The organism is Lentzea sp. NPDC102401, from assembly GCF_044765805.1.
Classification (GTDB): domain Bacteria; phylum Actinomycetota; class Actinomycetes; order Mycobacteriales; family Pseudonocardiaceae; genus Lentzea; species Lentzea sokolovensis.
In genome coordinates, this window is record NZ_JBIWKS010000007.1 from 1 (window position 1) to 25,374 (window position 25,374).

General features: G+C 69.2%; 22 protein-coding genes, 1 tRNA gene and 4 pseudogenes. 13 read left to right on the forward strand and 14 right to left on the reverse strand.

The window, feature by feature from the left end; translation table 11 throughout:
• The first annotated feature begins 143 nt into the window (after positions 1-143).
• Positions 144-302, forward strand: coding sequence for a hypothetical protein (locus ACIRG5_RS24090; protein WP_402908189.1), 159 nt, complete (start codon positions 144-146; stop codon positions 300-302).
• 229 nt (positions 303-531) lie between these two features.
• The gene (locus ACIRG5_RS24095) at positions 532-2,016 is read left to right on the forward strand and encodes a family 43 glycosylhydrolase (RefSeq protein ID WP_402908191.1); all 1,485 of its coding nucleotides are present in this window, start codon (positions 532-534) and stop codon (positions 2,014-2,016) included.
• Positions 2,017-2,201: 185 nt separating this feature from the next.
• On the opposite strand, the pseudogene ACIRG5_RS24100 reads toward ACIRG5_RS24095, so the two are convergent.
• A pseudogene (locus ACIRG5_RS24100) lies at positions 2,202-2,999 on the reverse strand (LysR family transcriptional regulator); the annotation flags it as partial.
• 15 nt (positions 3,000-3,014) lie between these two features.
• Positions 3,015-3,830 carry an SDR family oxidoreductase gene (locus ACIRG5_RS24105; protein ID WP_402908193.1) on the reverse strand — a complete coding sequence of 272 codons (816 nt, stop codon included), beginning with the start codon at positions 3,828-3,830 and terminating at the stop codon, positions 3,015-3,017.
• A 357-nt stretch (positions 3,831-4,187) separates the two neighbouring features.
• Between ACIRG5_RS24105 and ACIRG5_RS24110 the strand changes: the two genes are divergently transcribed.
• The 4 genes and pseudogenes from ACIRG5_RS24110 (at position 4,188) to ACIRG5_RS24125 (ending at position 6,665) form a co-directional block, all read left to right on the forward strand.
• Positions 4,188-5,501 carry a protein kinase gene (locus ACIRG5_RS24110; RefSeq protein ID WP_402908195.1) on the forward strand — a complete coding sequence of 438 codons (1,314 nt, stop codon included), beginning with the start codon at positions 4,188-4,190 and terminating at the stop codon, positions 5,499-5,501.
• Positions 5,502-5,576: 75 nt separating this feature from the next.
• Positions 5,577-5,708 (forward strand): hypothetical protein, encoded by a 132-nt coding sequence (locus tag ACIRG5_RS24115; RefSeq protein ID WP_402908197.1) that lies wholly within the window; start codon positions 5,577-5,579, stop codon positions 5,706-5,708.
• A 15-nt stretch (positions 5,709-5,723) separates the two neighbouring features.
• A pseudogene (locus tag ACIRG5_RS24120) lies at positions 5,724-5,927 on the forward strand (cold-shock protein); the annotation flags it as partial.
• A 30-nt stretch (positions 5,928-5,957) separates the two neighbouring features.
• Positions 5,958-6,665: a cold-shock protein gene (locus tag ACIRG5_RS24125; RefSeq protein ID WP_402908973.1), complete on the forward strand. Its 708-nt coding sequence runs from the start codon at positions 5,958-5,960 to the stop codon at positions 6,663-6,665.
• Positions 6,666-7,077: 412 nt separating this feature from the next.
• Here ACIRG5_RS24125 and ACIRG5_RS24130 read toward each other — a convergent pair whose 3' ends face one another.
• Together ACIRG5_RS24130 and ACIRG5_RS24135 are read right to left on the reverse strand one after the other, a co-directional pair.
• Positions 7,078-7,425, reverse strand: coding sequence for a hypothetical protein (locus ACIRG5_RS24130; protein ID WP_402908199.1), 348 nt, complete (start codon positions 7,423-7,425; stop codon positions 7,078-7,080).
• A gap of 11 nt (positions 7,426-7,436) precedes the next feature.
• Complete coding sequence (locus ACIRG5_RS24135) at positions 7,437-8,525, reverse strand: hypothetical protein (protein ID WP_402908201.1); 1,089 nt, start codon at positions 8,523-8,525, stop codon at positions 7,437-7,439.
• An 857-nt stretch (positions 8,526-9,382) separates the two neighbouring features.
• Between ACIRG5_RS24135 and ACIRG5_RS24140 the strand changes: the two genes are divergently transcribed.
• Together ACIRG5_RS24140 and ACIRG5_RS24145 are read left to right on the forward strand one after the other, a co-directional pair.
• Positions 9,383-9,826, forward strand: a complete 444-nt coding sequence (locus tag ACIRG5_RS24140; RefSeq protein WP_402908203.1) for a hypothetical protein — start codon at positions 9,383-9,385, stop codon at positions 9,824-9,826.
• On the forward strand, positions 9,823-9,999 hold the full coding sequence (locus ACIRG5_RS24145) for a hypothetical protein (protein WP_402908205.1): 177 nt from the start codon (positions 9,823-9,825) through the stop codon (positions 9,997-9,999). Before ACIRG5_RS24140 ends, ACIRG5_RS24145 begins: the two co-directional genes overlap by 4 nt.
• A 302-nt stretch (positions 10,000-10,301) precedes the next feature.
• Here ACIRG5_RS24145 and ACIRG5_RS24150 read toward each other — a convergent pair whose 3' ends face one another.
• The gene (locus ACIRG5_RS24150) at positions 10,302-10,550 is read right to left on the reverse strand and encodes a hypothetical protein (protein WP_402908207.1); all 249 of its coding nucleotides are present in this window, start codon (positions 10,548-10,550) and stop codon (positions 10,302-10,304) included.
• A 95-nt stretch (positions 10,551-10,645) separates the two neighbouring features.
• Between ACIRG5_RS24150 and ACIRG5_RS24155 the strand changes: the two genes are divergently transcribed.
• The 3 genes from ACIRG5_RS24155 to ACIRG5_RS24165 all read left to right on the forward strand — a co-directional run bounded on the left by ACIRG5_RS24155 (position 10,646) and on the right by ACIRG5_RS24165 (position 13,522).
• Entirely contained in the window at positions 10,646-10,789 is a 144-nt protein-coding gene (locus ACIRG5_RS24155; protein ID WP_402908209.1) for a hypothetical protein, read from the forward strand.
• A 323-nt stretch (positions 10,790-11,112) separates the two neighbouring features.
• A tRNA-Pro gene (locus ACIRG5_RS24160) sits at positions 11,113-11,184 on the forward strand.
• A 22-nt stretch (positions 11,185-11,206) separates the two neighbouring features.
• Positions 11,207-13,522 (forward strand): hypothetical protein, encoded by a 2,316-nt coding sequence (locus tag ACIRG5_RS24165; protein ID WP_402908211.1) that lies wholly within the window; start codon positions 11,207-11,209, stop codon positions 13,520-13,522.
• A 64-nt stretch (positions 13,523-13,586) separates the two neighbouring features.
• Here ACIRG5_RS24165 and ACIRG5_RS24170 read toward each other — a convergent pair whose 3' ends face one another.
• The 4 genes from ACIRG5_RS24170 to ACIRG5_RS24185 all read right to left on the reverse strand — a co-directional run bounded on the left by ACIRG5_RS24170 (position 13,587) and on the right by ACIRG5_RS24185 (position 16,197).
• The gene (locus ACIRG5_RS24170) at positions 13,587-13,901 is read right to left on the reverse strand and encodes a hypothetical protein (RefSeq protein ID WP_402908213.1); all 315 of its coding nucleotides are present in this window, start codon (positions 13,899-13,901) and stop codon (positions 13,587-13,589) included.
• A gap of 86 nt (positions 13,902-13,987) precedes the next feature.
• Positions 13,988-14,335, reverse strand: coding sequence for a tyrosine-type recombinase/integrase (locus tag ACIRG5_RS24175; RefSeq protein WP_402908215.1), 348 nt, complete (start codon positions 14,333-14,335; stop codon positions 13,988-13,990).
• A gap of 189 nt (positions 14,336-14,524) precedes the next feature.
• Positions 14,525-14,791: a transposase gene (locus ACIRG5_RS24180; RefSeq protein WP_402908217.1), complete on the reverse strand. Its 267-nt coding sequence runs from the start codon at positions 14,789-14,791 to the stop codon at positions 14,525-14,527.
• An 875-nt stretch (positions 14,792-15,666) separates the two neighbouring features.
• Entirely contained in the window at positions 15,667-16,197 is a 531-nt protein-coding gene (locus tag ACIRG5_RS24185) for a hypothetical protein (RefSeq protein WP_402908219.1), read from the reverse strand.
• A 198-nt stretch (positions 16,198-16,395) separates the two neighbouring features.
• Here ACIRG5_RS24185 and ACIRG5_RS24190 point away from each other — a divergent pair.
• Positions 16,396-16,440, forward strand: a pseudogene (locus ACIRG5_RS24190) (hypothetical protein); the annotation flags it as partial.
• A 41-nt stretch (positions 16,441-16,481) separates the two neighbouring features.
• Here the strand turns inward: ACIRG5_RS24190 and ACIRG5_RS24195 are convergent.
• The 5 genes from ACIRG5_RS24195 to ACIRG5_RS24215 are packed head-to-tail and all read right to left on the reverse strand — an operon-like array spanning position 16,482 to position 23,769.
• Complete coding sequence (locus ACIRG5_RS24195; protein WP_402908985.1) at positions 16,482-16,991, reverse strand: hypothetical protein; 510 nt, start codon at positions 16,989-16,991, stop codon at positions 16,482-16,484.
• Positions 16,988-17,728 carry a respiratory nitrate reductase subunit gamma gene (gene narI, locus ACIRG5_RS24200; RefSeq protein ID WP_402908221.1) on the reverse strand — a complete coding sequence of 247 codons (741 nt, stop codon included), beginning with the start codon at positions 17,726-17,728 and terminating at the stop codon, positions 16,988-16,990. The genes ACIRG5_RS24195 and narI overlap by 4 nt, the downstream gene beginning before the upstream one ends.
• On the reverse strand, positions 17,725-18,438 hold the full coding sequence (narJ, locus tag ACIRG5_RS24205) for a nitrate reductase molybdenum cofactor assembly chaperone (RefSeq protein WP_402908223.1): 714 nt from the start codon (positions 18,436-18,438) through the stop codon (positions 17,725-17,727). The genes narI and narJ overlap by 4 nt, the downstream gene beginning before the upstream one ends.
• On the reverse strand, positions 18,435-20,057 hold the full coding sequence (gene narH / locus ACIRG5_RS24210) for a nitrate reductase subunit beta (RefSeq protein WP_402908225.1): 1,623 nt from the start codon (positions 20,055-20,057) through the stop codon (positions 18,435-18,437). The genes narJ and narH overlap by 4 nt, the downstream gene beginning before the upstream one ends.
• Position 20,058: 1 nt before the next feature.
• A complete protein-coding gene (locus tag ACIRG5_RS24215) occupies positions 20,059-23,769 on the reverse strand; it encodes a nitrate reductase subunit alpha (protein WP_402908227.1) in 3,711 nt (1,236 codons plus the stop codon).
• Between the two features lie 345 nt (positions 23,770-24,114).
• Here ACIRG5_RS24215 and ACIRG5_RS24220 point away from each other — a divergent pair.
• Positions 24,115-25,276, forward strand: a pseudogene (locus ACIRG5_RS24220) (MFS transporter).
• Positions 25,277-25,374: the final 98 nt, after the last annotated feature.

The window sequence follows — 25,374 nt, forward strand, 5'->3', positions numbered from 1 at the left end:
GCAGGTTGACCCCTATCGAATACGAGGTAATCATGGCCACGCCAGCCAGTCAGGCTGCGTGACTACCACTGTCACCTACTCGTGCAGCAGACCCCATCGCCTACGGCGGGGCAGGCATCGTCCCCCTCGCCTACACAGTCCTCATGCTGACCAAGGCCGCACACCACCTCAGCGGCTGGGTCGCCGTCCCCGCGGCGTTCTACCTGATCCTGCTCATCCCGATCACCTTCGCCTGGCGAGACAGCGCCGCGAAACTCAACTTCCACGCCACCACGAACTCAGATCCGGCAGCCAGCACCTGACGACACGGATTCAAAGGTGGCGCCACACCACCACCTCGGCACGCCTGGGCGGAAGCATCCGGATCGCGTCGTGCACGCATGACCTCCATGGCCCTGGCTGCCAACCTGCGGCGCGTCCTGAGGCCTGACCACCGCGGTCCTCCTCCAGATCTGGACAGCCGCGCACAGAGAGTGTTTGGATCGATGCGCACCGTTTTACAACGTTGTAAACCTGCGGATTGGACGAGACGTGACGTCAAAGATCGTCGTGGCGGCCTTCGCCGTCTCCCTGCTCGGCAGCGTGCCCGCCGTGGCCTCGTCCGCGGCCGCCGTGCCCGACTTCTCGACATCGGAGGCCGGCAACCCGTTCGTGGACGGGTGGTACGCCGACCCGGACGTCGCGGTCTACGACAACAAGTACTGGGTCTTTCCCACGTCGTCGCGACCGTACGACCAGCAGACGTACCTCGACGCCTTCTCCTCGACCGACCTCGTCAACTGGACCAAGCACCCCAACGTCCTCACCACCGCGACCGTCTCCTGGGCGCGCCGAGCCGTCTGGGCGCCCGCTCCCGTGCAGCGGAACGGCAAGTACTACCTGTACTTCGGCGCGAACGACATCCAGAGCGACTCCGAACTGGGCGGCATCGGCGTCGCGGTCGCCGACCGGCCGGAGGGCCCGTACCGGGACGCGATCGGCAAGCCGTTGATCAGCCAGTTCGTCAACGGAGCGCAGCCCATCGACCAGGACGTGTTCATCGACACCGACGGCCAGGCGTACATGTACTACGGCGGCTGGGGACACGCCAACGTGGTCAAGCTCAACGCGGACATGACCAGCCTCGGCAAGTTCGCCGACGGCAGCACGTACCAGGAGATCACCCCGGCGAACTTCACCGAGGGTTCGCAGATGTTCAAGCGGAACGGCAAGTACTACTTCATGTGGTCCGAGGACGGCTGGACCGGACCGAACTACGCGGTGTCGTACGCGATCTCCGACTCTCCCACCGGACCGTTCACCAAGATCAGCCGCGTGCTGAGCCAGGACGCCGCCGTGGCAAGGGGTTCCGGCCACAACTCGGTGATCAACGTGCCCGGCACGGACATCTGGTACATCGTCTACCACCGGCGCCCGCTGAGCCGCTCGGGCGCCAACGACCGGCAGGTCGCCTACGACCGGATGACCTTCAACGCCGACGGCACCATCCAACCGGTGACCATGCGCGTCAAGGACAACTTCGACGACAACAACGCCGTCGGCTGGACCACGCACGGCGGCACCTGGACAGCGACCGGGGGCCGGTACGAGACCGGCACCTCGTTCGGCGGGAAGTCGTTGCTGGACATGAACTTCTCGAACTTCGTGCAGGACGCCGACATCACCCCGAAGTCCGCCGCGGGCGACAGCGGGGTCGTGTTCCGCGTGACGCAGGCGACCACCGGGACGGACGCCTACCGCGGCTACTACGCCGGGATCACCGGCAACGGACGGGTCGTGCTCGGCAAGGCGGACAACAACTGGACGCAGCTCGCGTCAGCCGCCGTGACCGTCCGGCCGAACACCCGGCACCACCTGCGGGTGGAGGCGATCGGTTCGGCGATCAAGGTGTACGTCGGCGACATGGCCACGCCGAAGATCTCCGTGACCGACACCAGCTTCTCCAGTGGTGCCAACGGTGTGCGCGTCTTCAACACCGCCGCGGGTTTCGACGACTTCGCCGTCGCGCACCGGTGACGCTCGCACCGGGGTCGGTGCGGGGCGGCTTGCTCGCCGCCCACCGGCGGACGCCGGGCTGGTCCGGCGCGCTGCCCAGCAGGAGGACTACGACCTACCTGGGCGCAACGCCCGCACGAACGCCTCGGCGGCGGGGAGCGCTCCTCCTCGGTGACGACGACGGTCCGGCGCCGTTCGGCGAGTCCGTCGTCGCGGACCGGCACCCAGGTGACACCGCGCGGGATGGCGTTCGCGGCCAGGCCGGGCAGGACGGACACGCCGAGCCCTGCGGCGACGAGGCCGAGCCGCGTCTGCCAGGTCCTGGCCTCGTACCCGACGTGCGGCGAGGACAGGGTCGGCCACGCACCGAACTGCGGGTCGCCCTCCCCGCCCACGCCCACGACCCAGACCTGGCCGGCGAGGTCGCGCACGTCGACCTCGACCTGCGTGGCGAACGGGTGGCCGTCCGCCACGGCGACACCGAGTCCCCGCCCGATGGGCACGGAGTCCGTCCGCAGCCCCGCGAGGTCGTAGTCGGGCAGGCCGTCGCCGATCGCGATCACCGCGACCTCGATCCGTCCCGCCCGCAGCCGGCGCAGCAACGCCGGGCTGCCCGCCTCACCGAGCCGCACGGTCAGCGCGGGGTGCTCCTCCTTCAGCTGAGCCATCGCCCGCGGCAGGACACCCGCGGCGGCCGTCGGGTAGGCGCCCACCGCCAGCCGGCCCGCGATCCGGTCGCGCAGCCCCGCGATCTCCAGTTCGGCGGCCTCCAGATGCGAGACGACCTGCCGCGCGTGCTTGAGGAACGCCTCGCACGCCGCCGTCGGACGGACCCCGCGCGCCCATCGCTCGAACAGCGGGCTGCCCACCGCCGCCTCCATCGCGCCGACCTGCCGGGAGATCGCGGACTGCGTGTACCCGAGCGAGTCGGCCGCCGCGGTGAACGAGCCGCGCCGCGCGACCTCGACGACGACGCGCAGCCCTGCCAAGGTCATCTCCGACATGCGGCCAGTATCGCGTCAGACCTCGTGATCCGCGGCGTGCGCGGATTCCTTCCGCGCCTCGAACGCCGCGAGCCGTTCGCGCACCGCGGTCGTCACCAGCTCGTAGGCGTCGGAATTGAGCAACAGCCGCAACGGCGGGGCGTCGGACAGCGCGGCCTCGATGATCGCGTTCGCGACCCCGGACTGGCTGCCCGGCATCGAGGCGACCGGCGGCGGTGGCGTGTCGGCAGGACCGCCGCGGTAGGGCTCGCTGACCGGCACGCGCTGGGCGGCGTCGAAGAACCCGGTGCGGACCATCCCGGGTTCCACCAGCACGGTGCTGATGCCGAACGGCGTGATCTCTGCGGCGAGCGCCTCGAAGTAGCCCTCCACACCCCACTTGGTGGCGTGGTAGATCGCGAAACCGGGGAACGTGATCTGCCCGCCCATGCTCGACATCTGCACCAGCACCCCGCCGCCCTGCTCCCGCAGCAACGGCACGACCCGGCGCGCGACCTGGATCGACGCGGTCAGATTGGTGGTGATCGACTCTTCGACCTGCTGGTCGCTCAGGTCCTCGGCCGCGCCGAACACCCCGCTGCCCGCGTTCGACACGACCACGTCGACCCGACCGAGATCGGCGAACGCCTTCCCGAGCACCTGCTCCACCTGGGCGGTGTCGGTGACGTCGAGAGCGTGGCACCACAACTGTTCGCCGTACCGCTCCGCGAGGTCGTCGAGGCTGCGGGGGTCGCGGACCGTTGCTGCGACGCGGTGCCCGCGCCGCAGCAACTGTTCGACGAGTTCACGGCCGATGCCTCTGGACGCTCCTGTGATGAACCATGTGGACATGGGTTCCACGCTAGGAACGCGCTGCCATGTGCACCAGCGATGGTTTCGCACCTCTGCCATGCATCGCGTGCATGGCTTGACCGTCAGTGCTCACGACTGGAGGCCTGAGTGGTCCCTGAGCTGCCGCCGCGAGGTCACCTCGAACTTGGGGAAGATCGCGCGCGGCTGCGCGTCGACCGTGCGTGCATGATCTCGACCGAATTGCGATGCACGGCCGAAACGACGTGGTCGCTGGGTCGTTCGCGGCGCACCGCCGTGACGACAATGGTCGCGTCACGGTGCGAGTGCGGCTCTGGAACCCAGCTCGCGCGAAGTCGAAGGTGGCCGATGGTCGGCTCAGCCAAGTAGCGTCGGCATGTGCCAGAAGAGGGTGAGGTCATCGCTGGGCGGTACCGGCTGGTGTCGTCGATCGGGCAAGGATCCATGGGGGTGGTCTGGCAGGCGCGCGACGAGCAACTCGACCGCGTGGTCGCGGTCAAGCTGCTCAACACGGACCGGCGGTCCCCGGACGCGGTGGCGCAGATGCTGCGCGAGGGCCGGGTCGCCGGACGGCTGCGGCACCCGCACGCGATCAGCGTGCACGAGGTCGTCGAGCACGACGGCAAGCCCTGTCTGGTGCTGGAGTACCTGCCCTCCCGCAGCCTCGCGGCGCTGATCGCCGAACGGGGCGCGCTACCGCCGGGCGTGGTCGCGGCCGTGGGCAGGCAGGTCGCCGCCGCGCTGGAGGCGGCGCACGCAGAGGGCATCGTGCACCGGGACGTCTCGACGTTCAACGTCCTGCTGGCCGAGGACGGCATCGCGAAGATCACCGACTTCGGCATCGCCCGCGCGGTCGGCGAGGGCACGGTGACCGACGCCCGCTTGATCATCGGCACGCCGGCCTTCCTGGCACCGGAGGTGGCGGCGGGCGAGGCGGCGACGTTCGCCTCGGACGTGTTCTCCCTCGGCGCGACCCTCTACGCGGCACTGGAGGGCACGCCGCCGTTCGGTGTGGACGACAACCCCTACGCGCTCCTGCAACGCGTGGTCCGGGGGGAGTTCGAGCCGCCACGGTCGGGTGGCCCGCTCGGCGAGGTGCTCCTGCGCCTCCTGCGTCGTGACGCGGCACAACGCCCGACGATGGCCGAGGCCCACAAGCTGCTCGCGGCGGTCGCGGAGGGACTGCCGCTGCCCGCTGCGCCCCCGAAGAGCGGGACGCGGACGCTGCTCGTCCGCCGCCACCTGCGACGCCGGGTGATCGCGATGGTCGCCGGTGCTGCCGTCCTGGTCGCCGCCGGTGTCGTGATCGGCACCGTCGTGCAGGGCGACCGGCCCAGCAGCAGCGCCCAGACCGACTCCACCACGGCGACGACCACGGTCACGACCGCGACCGCCTGCGTTGCCCGTTACGAGGTGACCAACTCGTGGCCGGGCGGCTACCAGGTCGAGGTGACCGTGGGCAACACCAGCCCGGGCGGCCTGACCGGCTGGACCATCACGTGGCAGCCGGCTGCGGGCCACACCATCGGCAACCTGTGGAACGGCACCCTGACCCAGAACGCGACCGCGGTGACCGTCACCAACGCCGGCCACAACGCCGTGCTCGCTGCCGGGGGAACCACCTCGTTCGGGTTCGTCGCCGCCGGTCCTGAACCCGCTCGCCCGGCCGTGACCTGCTCCACCGCCAACTGAAACGCTGGCCTACCGGTCAACGGGAGTGAGGCGGCGGGGCTCCAGATCGGCGAGAAACGCAACGAGGACGTGCGCATGCTCGGGCCACGGCTGGTGACGGCGCGCGAACTCGGTGACGTCGGCGACGTACTCACGGCGGAGCTGCCGCGCGCCGGGATCAGGACGTACATGCGGCGCCTGAGACACTGGACCCTCGACCATTCGTGAGACCAGGAGTGCACTGTGCAGCAGGGAACCGTCCGCTGGTACGACCTCGAGCGCGGCTTCGGCTTCCTCGCCCCCGACGACGGCAGCGCCGACATCTTCGTGCACGTCTCGCAGGTGCAGGGCGAGGGCGCGGCCCGGGCGCTGCGCGAGGGCCAGACGGTGGAGTTCGAGACCGGTGAGGGACCCCGCGGTCCGCAGGCGCTGCACGTCGCCGTCACCGGGGACGTCGCGCCCGACGCGGCCCTGGGTGTGCTCGCCACCGTCTCCTGGTACGAGCCGGCCAAGGGCTACGGGTTCGCCGCGCCGGACGGCGGGGGTGCCGAGGTGTTCGTGCACTCCTCCGCCATCGTCACCGGGGGCGTCCTCGCGGCCGGGCAGCGGGTGGCCTTCGTCGTCACCGCCGGGGAGAAGGGGCCGCAGGCCCAGCACCTGGTGCCGCTGAGCTTCGACGCCGGGGTCCGCAGGGCCCCACTTGTCGCGCCCGGTGACGGCGCCGACGGCTCCGTCCTGTGGTTCGACGAGGAGAAGTCGTTCGGCTTCGTGGCCGCCGACGACGGGGCGGGCGACGTCTTCCTGCACGTGCGCGCCCTGGTCGACGACCGGTACCTGCCGGCCGAGGGCGACCGGGTCGCGTTCACCACGGTCACCGCGGACCAGGGTCGTCAGGCGCGCGAGGTGCGGTTCGTGTCCGCCGGCGAGCCGGTGGAGGCCGCCGCGGCCCCCAGCCAGGCCCGTCCGGCCGCCCGGCCCGCAGCCCGCGCCGGCGACGGCTCGGTGGCCCGCTACGACGCCGACCGCGGCTTCGGCTTCATCACCCCCGACGCGGGCGGCCCCGACCTCTTCGTGCACGTCTCGGTGGTCTCCGGCAGCGAGCCCCTGGTGGCCGGCGAGCGGGTGCGCTTCCGCATCCGGCAGAGCGACCGGGGCCCGCAGGCCGATGCCGTCGAGCACGCCTGACCGTCCGGGACGGTCCTGCGACGCCTCGAAGCGGGCGACGTAACGGCGCTGCCACGGCGTCTCGACCGCCCGGTGGTCGTAGCGCGCCCGCACGTACGCGACCGTGGCCCCGCCGCAGGCGAGCTCCACCAGCTCGTCGCGCGCGGCTCCACGCCTTCCACAGGCGCGTCCGCGACGGGTCGGTTCATGAGTCAGGCGGCATGGTGAGGGGTGCGACGCGGTCGAGGTTGATGCGGTCCGGTCGTGACCGGGGCTGCGCATCTGCCGGCGTCGCCGCAGCCGACGTCGTCCTGGACTGCTTCGGGCCGCGCCGATTCGAGGTCGCAGTGCCGGGAAAGTGTTGTGGCACATCGGTAATGGCGAATGCGGGCGCGGGTGTGGTCATTCGGCGATCAGGTCTGCTGCTTGAGCACTATCGATCGTCCCAGGGTGACGTGACGGACTCGTCCCAGTCGTCGTCCACGGGAGCCCGTCTGCGTGTCGGAGCGACGGGTGGTGTGGGTGGCGGGTCGAGCACGTCCGCCGCGTGTGCCAGGGCGGCCTGCGCCTCCGCGCGCTGTTGTGGTGTCGTCGCCTCCATGGTCGCTGCCGCGTCCGCCACGGCCTGGGTGAACATCTCGCCGTAGGCCAGGCTGTTGCCCGCTTCGCGCAACGTCATCCGGCCGGACAGCACTTCGCGTGCCATCTCCGCGGCCGGGTCGCGCCGGCCACCGCCCGACAGCAGGCGGAGTACCGACTGCAGAGCTCGCTTCTCGTCCACCTGGGGAACGTTCACAGCGGCGACCCCGGTGACAGCAGCATCGCGGGGGGCCGCAGCTGGCTGATGCGGCGGTAGTCCACGGTCGCCAGCCATCCCGAGATGCCCTCGTACATCTGCGAGATCTCGGACTGCTTGCCCGACAGGTAGTCGTAGGCCTGCTTGAACTTGTCCATCCAGTAGTAGAGCAGCCCGAGCAACGCCGCCAGCGCCGCCGGATGCGCGGCCCGTGTCATGGCCGCCCTGGTCAGAGCCCACGCGACGGCTGCGTCCACCATCTCACCGACCGCGGTGGTGACCACCTTGCTGAAGCTGCGCACCGCCGTCACCGCGTCCTGGTAGCGCTTGGCCACCTCCAGGCACACCGGCGCGAAGTCGGTGGCGGCGTCAGCCAGTGCCAGCAGGTACTCGCGGGCCTCGTCGGCGGCACGGCCCTCCCACACCCACTCCGACCCGGCACCCGCCGAAGCGATGTTGCGCCCGATGCCCTCAGCGGCCCTCCCGATCTGACCCCACACGATCGCGCAGCGCTGAAACCCCGCCCAGTCACCGGTCAGCCAGGTGAACGCCTCCTGGAACGGGTCCTTGCCCACCATCCACACCGCGGCCTGCCGCGCCGCCGCACTGACGCTGAGCAGGTCGTGCCGCCAGTCGTACTCGAACAGCGGCGTGGTGGTGTGCAGTTCCGGATCGGTGAACGAGTCCGAAGGTTCGCTCTTGTCGGCGAACGACGGAGCGTCGAGCGACCCGCCGTACCGCCGCGCGTAGTTGGGACGCGGGCCGTCCAACGCCCTGAACAGCGCGTCGAACCGCTGCTTCTCCTCGTCGTCGAGCTTGCCGAACGCGTCGGCGGTCTGGTCGACAGCCCGCGCCGCCCGATCGGTCCGGTCAGCCAACTCCTTGGTCGCGCCGCTCATCAGCCGGTGGATCCGCTCGTGGTGACGGGTGGCCAGCGTGTCCAGCAGCACGCCGTGCTCCGCCCAGCTCAGGTCCGCGAACCTGGCGACGTGCTTGGCACCGTTCTCCGCGTCGGTCCCCGCCCGATGCAGCTGCGCGGTCATGAGCGTCACGCCGTCGAAGTCCATCCGGAAGTCGCTCGCCACAGGCCAAGTCCACCACCGTTTCCTGATCGGCACGACGTGCGGACGGGTCAAGCAGCGCTGCGCCGGCCGGTCGCCGGGATCCGGCCTCGTACGGGCAACCAGCCGCCTCCGTTGTCAGCGCCGGGATTCGACACGCGGACCGGGCGCCAACCTCGGTACGCGTCCTGGTGTCGTAACGCGGACGGCGGCTCTGGAACGGAGGACTCGATGGCTCACTGGCGATGGCGGGCGTGCGTCGCACACGCGCTGCCGTTGTGCTGCCCGCATGGGTCTCGATGCGGACCGCCGTGCCGCTGGGTGTGGTGGTCACCGTCGCTGATCTGTCCAACGCCTTCCCATATTCCTTGCAGTGGAGAGGCCGGTCACAGCGGATGTCCACACTGGACGGACGCTGCTCGTCATCGCCGGACACGCGCGGCTCGCCGGTAGTCACGCAGGAGCTTGTAGTTCTTCGACCGTGCAGGGTGTGTGACGCGGGCGCGGTCCTTGCGGTGCACGACGTTGAGTTCTTGCCGGCGGATTCTCGACAGGCGGTGCACTCTTGGCGGTCGCCAGGCTCTGACGACGAAGGCGTCCCGATGGTCATGCGTCACAGCACCTGGGATCACGACACCTGCGCTGAGCGGGCAGATGCTGCCTGCAGCTTCGGCCGGAGGCGCCGCCGTCGATATTCGTCCTGCCCATTCTTCGCCAGGCACCGTGACATACGCAGCGTGGATTCCCCGAAACGCGACCGGATTGCATACCGCCGGATCAGTGGCGAGCTGACGAGTTTTTAACCGACAAACAGCTGCTCCTGTCGAGATGTAACGCGGTCTCGTCCTCGCGACGATTCGCAGTCCGACGAAAGGGGAGACATGCACTCGGTTCTGAAGCGTTCTCTTGTCGCAGTGGTGGTCACCGCCGCGAGCCTCGGGTCGGTTCTCGTTGCGAGTCCCGCCTCAGCTGCCGCCGGTCCGGTCTGCGCCGACGGTGGGTACGAGAAGCGGTGGTTGTGGGAGCAGGCGGGCGGCAACAACATCGGCCAGGCCTGCTACTGGGATTCCGGCAACCACGTGAACATCGACGACCAGGAGCAGGACGGGCACTCGCTGGTGTTGCACCTGCGCAACCCGAGCAACGGACGCTCGTGGACCTACTGGGACTCCTCGGGTGCCGAGGGGCCGGGCTCGGTCACCACGATCACGCAGTTCGCTGACAACGTGGTGCTGGAGGGCCGGCTCTGCAAGGGGGAGTGGTCCTCTTCCAACCCTCAGGTCCTGTGGAACACCTGCCGGGCTTTCTCCAACGTCCGGCTGTGATCACCGGGTGGCGTGGAGGCGGATCGCTCCGTCTCCACGCCACCCCGATCATCGACGGGTGTGTCGAGGAACGGGCATCGGGGCTCGGCCAACTGTCGCCGCCGAGCCTCGTACGGCTGATCGAGGAGGAGTTGGTCGACCAGGTGCACCTTCTGGGGCAACCGTCGGCGTAGCCGATCTCGTGGTTCACGACGCCGAACCAGGGCGCCAAGGTCGTGGTCCAGACCCGATCGGGGATGGATCGTCCAGCCGGGAATGTCCGATCTGAACTGATTCTTGCGTTTAGATCGTCTGCTGGCAGAGCTTCCTGCGTGCCACGCCAGGCAGGCGGCTTCGGGTCCCGGCGGAACAGTCGCCGACGGCGCAGGGTGCGTAACACGAGGTCGGCGTCGGGGAGGCCGGAATGACGCCCGAGCACGACGCTGCCCCATCGGACGCGGAGGCCAGAACCGACAGCTGGTGGAGCGCCCAGCTCTCAAATCTCTACGGCCTCTCTGCGATTTCGATGATGATGTCCGACGGCCGCGAAGCGGCGGACATCAAGCGGCTCGCCGCGACCTCGCTGTCGTCGCTGAGCGGTTGCACGACCGATGCGGTGTACCTCGTCGACGAGGACGGCACGATCACCCGGCAGGACGGTGTGGAGAAGACGCATCCCGGCCTCGGCGCCGAGGTCGGGAAGCTCGACGGGCAGAGCGGCCGGATCGAGCTGGGCGACGGCCACTGGCGCTGGTGCCACGCGCTGCGCGGGCTCGGTGGACTGACGGGCCACCTAATCCCTGGTTCGCCGTCAAGCTCGGACCGACGACGTACGCGATCGTGGACTTCTTTCCCGACGACGCCGGCCGCACGGCCCATCTGCAGGGCAAGGTCGGCCAAGCACTCGAGGCGAGAGCCGACGAGCTGCTGGCGAAGGCGCCCGACATCGCGCAGCTCGATGTGCTGGCGTCGAAGCTGACTTGAGGCGCGCCCGGGATGGCGCCGATGACCCTTGCAGAGTGCCGTGCCTTCCCGGCGGCGCGTACCCGTGGGCGGCCGCATGTCCGAAATGGCGTTCGACCCAGGTGAGTGTGGTGTGTCGCAGCCAGTGCGTGAGTGTGTCGAGTGGAGTGTCGTCACCTGTCGTGGCGACCACGTCGTTGATGTCGGTCAGTTCCTGGTTGGTGAGTGCCCTGCGCAATGCGTGTGTTGCTCGCGTCTCTGCCCGGTATGCGCTCTGCGGCATGACCGGACGTGTGGTAATTCGAGAGCGGCCGGTGTGGATGATCGATACGATTCGTGCGCATCATGGAGTAGATCAGTGGTAGATCACCTCGCTCGGGACGGGGAGGGCGCGGGTTCGATTCCCGCCTCCATGTCCGACGAACCGTGGAGTCCGCTGTGTCCGACCAGATCCACACCGCTTCGCCGGGTTACGCCACCGGTCAGTTGGCGCGGGCGTTGGCCGCGGCGATCTCCGCGGGCACCGAGGCCGACCGCGAGCGGGCGCTGCGGAAGTCGCGGCGCTGGGAGGACGTCGTCAGCGGAATGGCCGACGGCACGCTCGCGGTCGGTTCCCGCACCCCGGTCGCGGACACCCCGGCGTGGGTGACGCTCGAGGTCGCGCACGGTGGCTTCGCGACCGGCAGGTACCTGGCCGAGGTGCCGCTGTCCGAAGACGAGACCGCCCGCGTCGCTTCTCTCCCGGACGAGGTTCCCGGCGGCAACGAGCGGGAACGGCTCAACCTGTGGTATCTCGGCGACGCCGGTCAGGCCGAGCTCCTGGACGCGGTCCGCGCCGGGCGTTTCCGGGTCGAGGTCCCCGAGGACGCGGCACTGCCTGTGGTCGCGTTGCTTCTGGACCGGGGTTTCCCGGAGCAGGCTCTCGACCTGGTCGCCGAGTTGCGGCCGCTGATGCACCGGCTGCGGTTGACGCCGCGCTTCGAACCGGTTGCCCGGCCGTCGGACTCCGCCGTCCGGGTGGCCTCGGTGCGGGATGCCGCCGCGTCCCTGCGTGCCGTGCGGGTGCCTGCGCAACTTGCGAAGATGCGCGCCGCGGTGACGGTGTGGGAACCGCTGTACGACCGGCTGGTGGCGTTGTGGTGCCGCACCGTCGACGGTGAGCTACCGCGGCTCGGGGAGGACGGATCTGTGCACGGCGGCTGGCCGTGCCGGACGTGGCCCGCGGACTGGACGGCGGCCAGGGCCCAGTGGCTCGCGGACTTCGACGACATGTGCCGCACCGTGGCACCCTCGGGAAGGCAGACCAACCCGAAGAACAACTTCGCGAGACTGCGTCGCGCGCTGGAGGCCTGTCCTCACGGCAGCCTCGGGCTCACCGCGCGGGAGGTGGGCTGGATCCGCCGTGCCATCGCGAACACGGTGAGTCGCCGGGGTGCCCCGGAGACAGAACGACGCGGCGAGTGGCACGCCGCTCAGGCGGCGACCGTCATGGCGCCGACGAATGCCGCGCTGGCCCGTGTGCTCGTGTCCAGGTTGGACCGGTTCCCGGCTGACGGCGGTCTGCCGTCGCTCGACGTCGCGACGGCCGCGGTGTCCGAAACCGAGACGACCGCCGAGATTCCTTGCGGCACAACGATGCCGGACCGTCTGGTGCGCAAGGCGGCGCGGGCGCTCGAAGCGCCTGCGGACGAGTTGGTGCGCCTCGGCGTGATCACCTCAGGGGAAACGCTGGCGGCCGTGCTGCCGCAGCTCACCTCGCGGCTGCTCAGCGCGGCGATCGACGACCCGGTCGTCGCGGGGCTGCACGAGCAGACCTACACGGCATTCCGGCGCCGCCGCGGCCTGCTCCTGCTCAACCTCGAGCATCAGGTGCAGTTCACCGAGCTTCCCTGGGTCCAGGCCCTCGCCCCCTGCAAGTCACCCCAGCCGGACAACGCCGCAGCCGCTCGTCGCGCCCTGCGGCAGATCACGATGCTGGCACTCACCGCGTTCCCGCACGCATTGCTGCCGAACCCGCTGGTGACCGAGATCAGGACGCTGGCGAAGCAGGCGGAACTGGAGCTGCCACTCGTGGAGGAGGTGGCCGCGGACATCTTCATGGGCACGTTCACCACCAAGTGGCGCGACGCCGCCGCGGTGGCGAGCCGTCTGCTGTCCGGCACGCTCTACGCGAACTACTACGACCTGCCCGAGGACTGGCCCGAGCCGGAGCGCACGCTCCTGCGCTGGGGCAAGCGAACAGCCGCGGACTTCACGGAGCTGTGCCGGCAGCGGGCGGGCACCACCGGTGGCTCCACCGCGGCCAACGGCATGCTGCTGGAACAGAGCCAGATCCTGACCACGCACAACCTCGCCGTGCTGGTCGACGCCCTGGACCTGACCGACGAGCTGCGCGAACGCGCGCCGGGACTGGCGGCGCGCACGCTCAGGTGGATCGTGCGCAGGCAGGTCCAGCGCACGGACCACCTGCACGCTGCGCTGATCCAGGTGAAGAACACCGCGTACGCCTGGCGCCAGGCCGTCTTCCTGCTCAGCTTCTGCGAACCCAGCGTGCAGATGTCGCTGGCGGTGGGGTTGAGCACTGAGCTTCACGGCATTCGGCTCGTGCCCGCGGTAGAAGGGCTCCTGCAAGTGATCGAAGGAGGTCGTTTCACACCGGCCGGAACGATGCGACGCGGCAATGGCAGGCGTTTCCTCGGCTGGGCCCAGGGAACGAACCCGTTCCTGGGCTACGCCGGCGGCAAACGTCAGTGACAACGAGGAGACTCCGCCACACCATCCGCTTGTCGGCATGGTAGGACGCTCGTTCAGCGTGTGCCTATCTCGGGTTGGTGAGTCGGAAGCTGGTGCCGCTGAGGTGCTCGAGGTTGAGGTACGGGGGTGCCCCCTTCGGCCATGGCGCAAGCTGCTGGTTGACAAGCCAACGGCCTACGTCCGCGCTTCGCAATTCGGTGCAGGCTCGCCAGAACGAGGCGGACAGGGCCACGTTGGTCATGCCGTAAGGGCCAAGATCGATCTGGATGGACGTCCATTCGCGACGGAAGTGCTGATCTCGATCCGCGGCGGAGAGCCGCAGCCCGTAGCCCGCGCCGGAGAGCCGCGGCGATCCGTTGCTCCATCCTCGGACGATCATCCTCCATCACCCCTTTCTGGCTTACCAGTTTGGCCGCCATCGTGGGCGACTGCGATACGACGATCCGGTTCGTTGCAGGTGTGTTGTCAGGTGGCTGAGGCCATGTAGGCGGCGAGGACGTAGTCGGGGTGGCGGTCGAGGTTCTTGCGGGCGCGGTCGTAACGCATGGTGGTTCGTGGATCGGCGTGCCGGGCGGCGATCTGGACGTCGCGGAGATCGACTCCGGCGTCGAGCACGGTGGTGACATAGGTATGCCGGAGCAGGTGTGGATGCAGTGGAGGCAGCTGCACCACGGCGGCTTCGGCCAGCCGTCGCAGCCGGCGGGTGGCACGGTCGATCCATTCGCCTGGCGCGCCGGTCGAGCAGGATCGGCCCCGCGGAACGGTCGTCAACGGCGTGGTCGATGGCCCGTCCAACCGCAGGAGGCAGGGCACGAGGGGCTCCTTACCGCCTTTGCCGTGCACGAGTAGCACGCGGTGACCGTGTTCTTCGCCGAGATCGTCAGCATCGGCGTCCCGCCAGGCTGGTACCCGGTGAGGCCGCACATCAGGACAGGCCACCAGTACATCTGCTGAGGCAGCGAAGAAACGAGCGAGCCTCGCCGGGCATCACTGTCGTGACATTCACGCGAAGAAAGCCGTGGCCCGCTGGAGGATCTCCACGTCCTCGCGCAGCCGTCGGTTCTCCCGCCGCAACGCGGCCAACTCGGCCTTCTCATCGCTGCGCAGCCCGCCGTCCTCGCGGGTCCCGGCGTCACGTTCGGCCTGGCGGACCCACTCGCGCACGGCGGTCTCGGTCAGGTCGAAATCCTTCGCGGCCTGGGCGATCGAGCGGTCACCACGCTGGCACTGCTCGACGATCTCCGCCTTGAACTCCCGGGGTGAACGCACGACGAGGCCGCCGGGGCTTGTTCAAGCCCGTGGTCTTCACAAGGACATCCTTCCAGGGGCAAAACCCCTGATCTCAGATGTCCGTCAAAACGGGTCAGGCCCAGCCCAACTCGGTCAGCGGTGCGTTAGCGTGAGTAATGAGGGCCTCCTGATCGCCGGTGCAGATGTCGCAATCCACACCGAACCCGGAGGCCCTCCCTCATTCCAAGATCATCCGGCTGCGTGTCGGACCGTTCGCAAACCTCTCAAGGCAGTACAGCTAGTTGTGTGACCGGCGGGTTACGCGGACAGGTCGGCGGTCAGGTACTGGTGGATGGTCGGCACCACCGCACACCCAACCCACGCATGGCCACCTGGGCTGTCCGCAACCTGCTCATGGACCTCGAGGACACAGGCCGCCTCGCGCAGATCAAGTTCCTCATCCATGACCGCGACGCCAAGTACCCGCGATGATCGACGAGATCCTCGGCTCCGCGGGGATCACCGCAGTACTGACCGGCGTCCGGATGCCCCGCATGAACTCGATCGCCGAACGCTCGGTCAAGACCCTTCGCACCGAACTGCTGGACCGCACGCTGATCTGGAATCAGACCCCACCTACGGCAGGCGCTGCGCGAGTACGAGCGGCACCACAACGAGCACCGAACCCACCGATCACTCGCCGACGCAGCACCCCTGCGGATCTTGCGGCCCTTCAAACCCGGCCAGATCGAACGCCTCACCGTGGATCGACAGGACCGTCTCGGCGGAGTCATCCACGAGTATCACCATGCCGCTTAACCTGCGCGGATGCGGATTTCGGCACGCACAACGTCACCGGGGCTTCTGCGGACCTCGGCTACCGCGACGCCCGCAATCCCAACAGAAGGCGGGCTTCAGAGAACCGTCGGCACCAGCAGAGTCGACGCCGTGCCGTAGTAGGCGTACAGACCGCCCTGCGAGGACGTGAGTTCGACGCTCGTCCACGTGCCATCATCCAGACCGCCGCCCCCGGCGCAGGTACCGCCGACCGCGGGGACCGCGCCGATGGAGGTGGTCTCGCCGAAGCCCGTCAGGGTGAATCCGGTGATCTGGTTGCGGACGCGCGTGTCGTAGGCGACCTTCGCGTTCACCGAGCTGACGAGCTCACGCGGCACGTTGTGAACCTTCTCGCCTCTGGTGCCCTCGCCGGTGATGAACGTGCAGATCGCCGTGTACTCCTCGGCGGTTCGGTACGAGAAGGTCACGCCGGCGGCGTTGCTCTGCAGCTTGGCGTTGTTCCAGCCGAACGGCGTCTGCACCTCGCCCTTGCCGACGAATCCGGAGCCTGCGGCGTCCAGGGTGTAGGCCTGAGCGGCACCGCTGAAGAGGAGCAGCGTGGCGCCGGCGGCGGTGGCAACGGCGGCGGTCCTGCGGATGAATCCCATGACGACTTCCTTCCAGGTTGGTCGAGCTACTCGGTCTTTCGCCGTAGCCGCTCAGCCCGTTCGGAGGAGAAGGTCATCATCGGATGGGACCAAAGACCCTTCGCGCAGGGCCTCACCGGCGACCGTGATTGTCGCGCGCTCGTCTCGGCCACGAAGGACGAGTTGTTGGCGAACGCAGATCGTCTGCTCGTCGCGGCCATGGCCGTCCTCGACCTGGGGCAGGTCGGTTTGGCGCGGTCTCTGTCCATCCTCGGGATGGAGGAGTCCGGCAAGGCCATCGCGCTTCATGAACGTCGGGTTCGAATCGCCTTTGAGCCTGAAGGCAGCGCGTTCGTCGACGACGGGCGGTGGAAGCTGTGTGCCGTCTTCTCCAGCTCGGCGGCTCTGGCGGCGACGTCCGAGTCGCTGCAGAACCCGGCGAGCCGTCGCTTGAGACAGAGCAGGCCGAGCAGGAAACCGTCCACGTCGACCACTGCGAGGCGCCGTTGTCCGCAGGCGAGCAGGATCGCGTGGGCGAGTTCGGCGGGCGTGCCGGCTGGGATGGTGCGCCCGGAGACGCGGGAGTGGGGTAGCGCGGCGCCGGTGCCGTCGAGGTGGTCGGGCAGGTCGGTTCGCAGCAGTGCGCCTTTCAGCTGCCCGTTCTCGGTGAGCAGGAGCATGTGGACGTGGTCGTCGGAGAAGGCGCCTCGGGCCTGCGTGATCGAGGCATCGATCGGAAGTGTCTTCGGCAGCCGGACGATGACGTCGGCGACGGTCTTGTCGATCAACTCGGCAGCGACTCTGTGATCGGTCATCGGCGAGCTTCTTGAACTGCGCGATCGCGCACTGCGGCAGGGGCCGGGGCGGGCGTGACGGGTGCGTGTCGGCGGGAGCGGTAGACGACGTAGGGACGCCACAGGTAAGCCAGCGGTGCCGACCACACGTGTACGAGCCGGGTGAAGGGCCACAGCGCGAGGAACAGGAAGCCGCCGATCGCGTGGAGCTGGTAGATCAGGGGCGCTTCGGACATGAGGTGGGTTTCCGGCGAGAACCAGAAGATGCCGCGGAACCAGACCGCGATGGTCTCGCGGTAGTCATAGCCCTCGCCGAGCAGGTTGGTTCCGATTGTGGCCGTCATGCCGAGGACCACCATGACTGCCAGCGCCACGTAGAGCACCTTGTCCACAGTGGTGGTGACGCGGCGGACGCGGCCGTTGACGAAGCGGCGGGCGATCAGGAGCGCGAGGCCGACGACCAGCATGATGCCGGTGACGGTGCCGCCCCAGACCGCGGTCGCGTGGTAGAGGTGCTCGGGGATGCCTATGCGCTCGGTCAGCCACGCCGGCACCAGCAGGCCCATTGCGTGGCCGGCGATGACGCCGAATGCCCCGAGGTGGAACAGCGGTGAGCCCAGGCGCAGGATGCGGCTTTCGAGGAGCTGACTGGTGTGGGTGGTCCAGCCGAACTGGTCATGGCGCCACCGCCACACGTGACCGACGAGGAACACCACCAGGCAGGCGTAAGGGGTGACGATCCAGATGAGCGTGTTCATCGGGCACTCTCCATCGAAGGGCGGGCATGCGCGCACGGCTCGCTGCTGAGGTCAGAGGCGAGGGACGGACCGAATCCGATCGAGTCGACGTCGGTGCCGTAGGGCGCGAGGCCGACGGACTCCACGGGAGGGCCGTCCTCGGCGAGGGCCCGGATCGCGTCCCGGTCGACCTCGGTCAGGGGCGGCAGTGCGGTGACGACCGCTGCGAGCAGGTGCCGGTAGGGCGATCCGCTGTCGTCCAGGGCGGCGCGGAGAAGCTCGACACCTCGGCGGTGCTGGCGTAAGGGAGCTTCGCCGTCACCTGGGCCCACAGCGGCGGCGAACTCCAGAACCACGGGGAGCAGGTCGGGCAGTTCGCCGTCCGCCAGGCGCAAACCGTGGGCGCGGTAGCGCTGTTTGAGGGTGAGCAGTGCGATCCCGCGCTTGCGGGTGTCGCCGTGCAGGTAGTAGGTCAGGTACAGCCCGGAGCGGCGGCGCAGGTCGAAGGTCTGCACGTAGTGGGTTTCGACCTCGACCGGGTCGGTGGTCAGGAACCAGCCGAGGAACGCCGCGAGGGGCGTCCGCACCTCGTCGTCGCCGATCGCGCCGACAGCGGCGCGCAACTCGTCGCCGGCCGCGCGCAGGTCGGCGTTCGGGTAGGTGAGCAGTGCCGAGGTGAGCTCGAACAGGCGGGTTCGGTCGGGTCCGGCCACAGTGGACTGTTCGGTCATGACCGCTCCCCGGTCGGGTCGATGGACAGGCCGAGCCTGCCGTCGCTGCGGCGGGTGAGCAGGTTTCCGCGCCCTGGCCGGGTCTGGTCGCCGTCGGCGACGAGGTGGAACCGCTCCGCGGTGGCGGCTTCGGTCATGCCGGGGCCGCCGGTGCAGTCCAGCGAGCAGTCCGAGGTGGACGCGGCCTGTGCTTCCAGGGCGGCGGCGTCTTTGGCGTAGGCGGTGGGGATGACGTAGCGCTCGTCGTACTTGGCGATGGCGAGCAGCCGGTACATGTCCTCGATCTCCTTGCCCGACATGCCGACCGCTTCGCACAGCTCCTCGGCGACTGTGCCGTCGAGGGTCCTGGCGCGCATGTAGGAACGCATTGCGGCGAGTTTCATCAGCACACCGGACACCGCGTCGGCGTCGCCCGCGGTGAACAGCTCGGCGAGATACTCCACGGGGATCCGCAGGTCCCGGATGGTGTGGAAGACGTCGTCGGCGTCCGTGTCGTCCAGACCTGCGGCACCGACCGCGTCCAGCACGGGGGAGAGCGGCGGGACGTACCAGACCATCGGCAGGGTGCGGTACTCCGGGTGCAGGGGGAGTGCGATCTGGTAGTCGCTGATCAGCCGCCACACCGGTGAGGCCTGTGCGGCGAGCACCCACTCCTGTGGGAGTCCGGCCTCGGTCGCCAGGCGGATGGTCTCGGGGGCGTGCGGGTCCAGGAACACCTTTCGTTGTGCGGCAAGCAGATCCTGGTCGTTCTCCACTGAGGCGGCGGCGAGCACGGCGTCCTCGTCGTAGAAGACCAGGCCGAGGTAACGCAGCCGGCCGACACAGGTCTCGGAGCAGATGGTGGGCTGGCCCGCTTCGATGCGGGGGAAGCAGAAGGTGCACTTCTCGGCCTTGCCGGTGGCGTGGTTGACGTAGACCTTCTTGTAGGGGCAGGCGGTCACGCACATGCGCCAGCCGCGGCAGCGGTCCTGGTCGACGAGGACGATGCCGTCCTCCTCGCGCTTGTACATCGCGCCCGAGGGGCAGGCCGAGACGCAAGCGGGGTTGAGGCAGTGCTCGCAGATGCGCGGCAGGTGGAACATGAAGGTCTTCTCGAACTCGAACTTCACCCGCGCCGCCGCGTCGGGAGCCATCGCGGTGATGTTCGGGTCGGTGGCGGCACGTTCGTGGGCACCGCCGAGGCCGTCCTCCCAGTTCGCGCCCCACTCGAGGCTGATCGGTTCGCCGGTGAGGGCGGAGCGGGGCTGCTTGACCGGGGTGTCGGTCAGCCCCGCAGGTGCGGACACGAGGACGTCCTTGTCGAAGGTCGCCGGCTCGTAGTAGTCGTCGAGCGTCGGCAGGTCGGGGTTGGCGAAGATCCGGGACAGTCGTTTGATCCGGCCGCCGGAGCGCAACACCAGGCGGCCCTTGGCGTCGAGCTGCCAGCCGCCCTTCCAGCGCTCCTGGTCCTCGTAGTGCTTGGGGTAGCCGATGCCGGGTTTGGTCTCGACGTTGTTGAACCAGACGTACTCGGTGCCTTCGCGGTTGGTCCACGTCTGCTTGCAGGTGACCGAACAGGTGTGGCAACCGATGCACTTGTCGAGGTTCATGACCATGGCCACCTGGGCGCGGATCCGCATGTCAGTACTCCACTTCCTGCGTGCGGCGGCGGATGACGGTGATCTCGTCGCGCTGGCTGCCGATGGGGCCGTAGTAGTTGAACGCGTAGGTCATCTGGGCGTGACCACCCGCGAGGTGCGTCGGCTTGACGAGCAGCCGGGTCATCGAGTTGTGGTAACCGCCGCGCTTTCCTTTGCCGCGGCCGGTTTTCTCGGTCTTGGGCACGTTCACGGTGCGTTCGGGGGAGTGGTACTGGAACACCGTGCCCTCGGGCATCCGGTGGCTCACGACCGCGCGGGCCACGATCACGCCGTTGCGGTTGACGGCCTCGACCCAGTCGTTGTCGGCGACGCCGATCTTGGCTGCGTCCTGCACGCTCATCCAGATCACCGGACCACCGCGCGAGAGCGCGAGCATCAGCTCGTTGTCGTGGTACATGGAGTGGATCGACCACTTCGCGTGCGGGGTGAGGAACCGGACGGTCACACCGCCGTCGGCCACGTCGCCGGGCTTGCCGAAGTGCCGCGCCATGTTCAGCGGCGGCCGATAGCCGGGCAGGTGCTCGCCCAGCTCGGCGACCCAGTCGTGCTCGACGAAGAAGTGCTGCCTGCCGGTGAGGGTGTGCCAGGGCTTGAGGCGTTCGACGTTGATGGTGAACGGCGAGTACCGGCGTCCGCCCTTCTCCGATCCGGACCACTCGGGGCTGGTGATCACCGGCTGCGGAGATTCCTGCGTGGCCGCGTAGGTGACGTGGTCGGTCTCGTGGCCCTCGACCAGGTCGGTGAACCGCTGCCCGGTGCGCTTCTCCAGCTGCTGGAAGCCTTCGTGCGCGACGCGGCCGTTCGTGGTGCCGGACAGGGCGAGGATGGCCTCGCACATCCGGTCCGCTGTGGACAGTGAGGGCCTGCCGGCGAACGGGCCGTCGATCACGACCCCGTTCTGGTGGCGCAGGTACTCGAGCTCCGCGGTGACGTCGACCGTGATGCCCTTCGTGGTGGTGCCGAGCTTGTCGAGCAGTGGGCCGACCGCGCGCATCTTCGCGCCGATGAGCGTGTAGTCGCGTTCGACCTCGACCAGCTTCGGCATGGTCACGCCCGGCACCGGCTCGCACTCGCCGCGCTTCCAGTCGCGCACCCGGCCCGACGGCGTCGCCAGCTCGTCCGGGGTGTCGTGCTGCAGCGGCGCGGCCAGCACGTCGCGGCGGGTTCCGAGGTGGGTGACCGCCAGCTCGCTGACCTTGTCGGCGATGGAGAGGAAAGCGTCGTAGTCGGTGTGCACCTCGGCGGGCGGGGTGACCGCGGGGGAGAACGCGTGCACGAACGGGTGCATGTCGGTGGTGGAGATGTCGTGCTTCTCGTACCAGGTGGCCGCGGGCAGCACGACGTCAGAGTGCAGGCCGGTGTTGGTCATCCGGAAGTCGATCGCGGTGAGCAGGTCGAGCTTTCCGGTCGGCGCCTCGTCCCGCCACGCCACGTCCCGGGGCCGCTCGTCCGGTCCGCACTCGTCCGCCGAGGCGAGCGAGTCCACGCCGAGGAGATGCTTCATGAAGAACTCGTTGCCCTTGCCGGAGGAACCGAGCAGGTTGGCCCGCCACAACGTCAGGCAGCGGGGGAAGTTCGCGGGGTCGTCGGGGTCGTCCGCGACTGCCTTGAGGCGTCCGGCGCGCAGCTCGGCGACGATGTGTTCGGCGGTGCTCACACCTGCGGCCGCGGCTTCGTCGGTGAGGTCGAGCGGGTTGCGGTTGAACGCCGGGTGGCCCGGTGACCAGCCCATCCGCTGAGCGGCCGCGACGGTGTCGGCGAAGGTCATGCCCGCCAGCCGGCCCTGTCCCAGCGGGGAAGCCAGCTCGTCGGCGAGCACCTTCTCGTAGCGCCACTGGTCGGTGTGCAGGTACCAGAACGGGGTGCTGGCCTGGTGGCGCATCGGCCGTTGCCAGTCGAAGGCGAAGCTCAGATGCTGCTGTCCGGTGATCGGCCTGGCCTTCTCCTGGCCGACGTAGTGCGCCCAGCCGCCGCCGTTGACGCCCTGACAGCCGGTGAGGGTGACCAGTGCGATGAACGCGCGGTAGGTCATGTCCGAGTGGAACCACTGGTTCGCGCCGGCGCCCAACGCGATCAGCGAGCGGCCGCGGCTGCGTTCGGCGTTGCGGGCGAACTCGCGCCCGATCTTGGCCGCCAGCACCGCGGGCACACCGGTGATCCGCTCCTGCCAGGCCGGGGTGTGCGGGGACTCCGCGTCGTCGTAGCCGGTGGGCCACTCGCCGGGCAGGTCGCCGCGCCGCACGCCGTACTGGGCCATCAAAAGGTCGAAGACGCCGGTGACGAGCTGGCCGCCGATGTGCGCGACCGGGACTCCGCGACGTATGGTGGCACCGCCCTCGGTCTCACCGATGTCGAACCGGGCGAGGTCGACCGCGACCTGCCCGTCGGCGTGGCCGAGCACGCCGAGCGCGGGCACGACGTCGCCGAGGTCGAGGTTCCACCGGCCCTCGCCCTCGGGGGAGTACCGGAACCCCAGCGACCCGCCCGGCACCACCGGTTCGCCGGACGCGTCGTCGAGCAGCACCGTCTTGTGCTGGGCTCCGGGGCCGTCTTCGCCGAGGTCGGCGGCGGTGAGGAACCTGTCGGCCACGTAGACGCCCTGCTCCCGCTCCCGCAGCGTGACCAGGAACGGCAGATCGGTGTAGGACCGCACGTAGTCGGTGAAGTAGGGCACCTGCCGGTTCGCGAAGAACTCGGTGAGCACCACGTGCCCCATGGCCATGGCCAGCGCCCCGTCGGTGCCGGGGTGCGGGGCCAGCCAGTCGTCGGCGAACTTCACGTTGTCGGCGTAGTCGGGGCTGACCGCGACGACCTTGGTGCCGCGGTAGCGGGCCTCGGCCAGGAAATGCGCGTCCGGCGTGCGGGTGACCGGGATGTTCGAGCCCCACATGACGAGGTAGGTCGCGTTCCACCAGTCCGCCGCCTCGGGGACGTCGGTCTGGTCACCCCACACCTGCGGCGAGGCGATCGGCAGGTCGGCGTACCAGTCGTAGAACGACAGCAACGTGCCGCCCAGCAGCGCGTGGTAGCGGGTGCCCGCGGCGAAGGACGCCATCGACATCGCCGGGATCGGGGAGAACCCGACGACGCGATCAGGCCCGTAGGTCTTGGTGGTGTACACGTGCGCGGCGGCGACCATGGTCGTCACCTCGTCCCTGGAGGCGCGCACGAACCCGCCACGGCCGCGCTGTCCCTTGTAGACGGATGCCTTGCGCGGGTCCTCGACGATGTCGGCCCACGCCGCGACCGGGTCACCGAAACGAGCCAGGCCGGCCCGGAACATGGTGAGCAGCGAGCCGCGCACGTAGGGATGGCGCACCCGCGACGGCGAGTACTCGTACCAGGAGAACGAAGCTCCGCGCGGGCAACCGCGGGGTTCGTAGTCGGGACTGTCCGGTCCGGTGGTGGGGTAGTCGGTCGCCTGGTGTTCCCAGGTGATCAGGTCGTCCTTGACGAACACGTTCCACGAGCACGAGCCGGTGCAGTTCACCCCGTGGGTCGAGCGCACCACTCGGTCATAGCTCCACCGGTCGCGGTAGAAGGACTCCCAGGCGCCGGAGTCGATCTGGTGCAGCGTGCGCCCGTGGTCGCCGACGGTCTCCTTGGTGAAGAAGCGACGGAGGCCCAGCAGCGCGTCGTGGCCGGCAACGTGATCGTTCGCGGGCCCCGCGGAATCAGAATCGGTGAACACGATGACGGGGCTCCTCCAGTAGTCCAGCTGGCGCTGCCCACAGCCTCGGCAACATCGCTCGGCTGGACACCTGTCGGGCGTCCCGGACCAGGCGGGACCTTCGTCCCGTCCTCGGGGCATCCCTGCTCTGCCGGGACCTAGGTCCCGGCAGAGGATGTTCGTTCGTCGCTTCTCGCCGGAGTTCCCGCCGCTGACGCTGATCAGGCGCACGACGCGTGACCGCCACGACCACGACGAAGCAGGGCGACGATGACGACGACAGGCGAAGACCAGACCACGTTCAAGCGCGGCTCGTTGCCGCCGGTATCAAGTCCGTCCGAGAAGGACAGAGGTCGCCGGACCCTCATGCTCGCCCTGGCCACCGTGGGATTCGCGGTGAACTTCTGGGCGTGGGCTCTGCTCAGCCCGCTGGGGCCGTTGTTCAAGGACACGCTCGAACTCACCGCGTTCCAGCAGGCGTTGCTCGTGGCGGTCCCGGTGATCGTCGGGTCGCTGGGGCGCATCCCGGTCGGTGCGCTGACTGACCGCTTCGGCGGCCGGCTGATGTTCCCGCTGGTGTCCGTGTCCACGATCGTCCCGGTGCTCTACATCGGACTGATCGGGCACTCGTCGCTGTCCGCGCTGCTGATCGGTGGCTTCTTCCTCGGCATCGGCGGCACGGCGTTCGCGGTCGGCGTCCCGTTCGTCACCGCGTGGTTCCCGCCCGAGCGGCGCGGCCTGGCCATCGGCGTCTTCGGCGCCGGCATGGGCGGCACCGCCATCAGCGCGCTCACCACCGTGAAGCTGGTCAAAGGCTGGGGCCTCGCGACGCCGTTCGTGGTGACCGCGGCAGTGCTCGCCCTCTACGCCCTCATCGCCGCGCTGCTGCTCCGTGACGCCCCAGGACGACCCGCTCCCACCGGCTCGATGACGCGACGCCTCGCCGACACCCCTGCGGATGCCGATCACCTGGCAGGCCTCCGCCCTCTACGCACTGGCCTTCGGCGGATTCGTGGCGTTCTCCGTCTACCTGCCCGCCTACCTCAAAACCGCGTACGGCCTCGTGCAGGCCGACGCCGCCAACAGGATGGCCGGATTCGTGCTGATCGCCGTGCTGATGCGCCCGGTCGGCGGCTGGCTCTCCGACCAGGTCGGCCCGATCCGGGTGCTGGTCACCGGACTGGGCGTGGTGACCGCCGCCGCCACTCTTCAGGCGTTCGCGCCGCCGTTGGTTCCACTGAGCACCATCGCGTTCCTCTCCATGGCCGCGGCACTCGGCGCGGGCAGCGGAGCCGTGTTCGCCCTGGTCGCCCTGCTCGCCCCGGCCAGCAAGGTCGGATCGGTCACGGGCGTCGTCGGCGCCGCCGGCGGACTCGGGGGCTTCATCCCACCCCTGGTGATGGGCGCTCTCTACGGAGCCCTCTCCTCGTACGCGCTCGGCCTGGCAGCGCTCGCCGGAGTGGCGCTGGTCGCCGTGTTCTTCACCGCGACCAAGATGCGCCACTCGGTTCCAGCCGTGCAGCACTGACGGGACCTCGGGTCTGACGTTTCGGCACCAAAGACCGGCACGTTGTCCAGCGTCGAGATCCGGGTGCAGCGTTGGGACACCCGGAACGCCGTGTCATG